Consider the following 1,044-nt stretch of genomic DNA (forward strand, 5'->3'; position numbering starts at 1 on the left):
TCAATGCCAATGACATTCTTCTTATTCCATCGCTTAGCGCGATACCCACCTGATATTTAATAGGCCTATTATGGCAAAACCCATTTATTTTTACGGCATTCATGCCATTGATGCGTTACTTAAACACCGCCCTTTGGATGGTCTTAGCTTGTTTGTGCAACAGGGACGCGAAAGTGACAGTCATGTACAAGCCATTATGGCTGAGGTGGAAGCTAATGGTATCAGTATCCAGCCGACCCAAAAAGATAAGCTGACACAGCTATGTGGTAGCCCGCAGCATCAAGGAGTGGTACTCAATGCTCGTCCGCTAGGTTTTGCTGATGAAGGTCTACTTGATACCATTATTGGTCGCGAACAGTGCCTATTATTAGTGCTAGATCAAATCACAGACGCACATAACTTTGGCGCTTGCTTACGTACAGCCGTAGCAATGGGTGTGGATGCTGTGGTTTGTCCAAAGCACCATGCAGCAAGTCTGACGCCCACAGTCGCTAAAGTATCGGTTGGTGCCGCAGAAATGATGCCAATTATTAGTGTCACCAATTTGGCACGTACACTTTCGCAAATCAAAAACGCAGGAGTATTTGTGTTTGGTACGGCACTCAATGCCGATGCGAAGCCTATCCATGCCGCTGATCTGACTGGTAAAACCGCCATCATCATGGGGTCAGAAGGAGAGGGGATGCGCCGCCTGACAATGGAGAGCTGCGATGAGCTGGTCTATATTCCGATGTCAGGAAACGAGCATGGTAACCTACAAAGCTTAAACGTAAGCGTCGCTACTGGTATGGCTCTATATGAGGTTAATCGCCAGCGAACTTTAGCTGCTGGGCAAGCGTAAGATACTCTTGGTGTAAGGGTTCTAGCTGTAAGTATAGAGAGGCAAGGTCGCTCTCGTTGAGTATGACATCGTCTGCATGACGATTGCGCTCTTCACGACTGAGTTGGTTGGTCATAATAGCTTTGATTTTTTGAATGCTTTGATCATCACGCTGACTGGCACGCGCAAGTTGCGTGTCTTCGGTGGCATCCATCACAAGGATA

The 1,044-nt window shown here is 47.3% G+C and carries 2 protein-coding genes; one reads left to right on the forward strand and one right to left on the reverse strand.

Translation table 11 applies throughout. The features are described 5' to 3' along the window. The first annotated feature begins 70 nt into the window (after window positions 1-70). Complete coding sequence (rlmB, locus tag ACS8FC_RS14975; RefSeq protein ID WP_439297355.1) at window positions 71-841, forward strand: 23S rRNA (guanosine(2251)-2'-O)-methyltransferase RlmB; 771 nt, start codon at window positions 71-73, stop codon at window positions 839-841. Here the strand turns inward: rlmB and ACS8FC_RS14980 are convergent. Further along, a partial coding sequence (locus tag ACS8FC_RS14980; protein WP_439297356.1) for a dephospho-CoA kinase occupies window positions 804-1,044 on the reverse strand: 241 nt, incomplete at its 5' end. The two genes, rlmB and ACS8FC_RS14980, sit on opposite strands and share 38 nt — an antisense overlap.

The organism is Psychrobacter sp. 1Y4 (assembly GCF_051847555.1).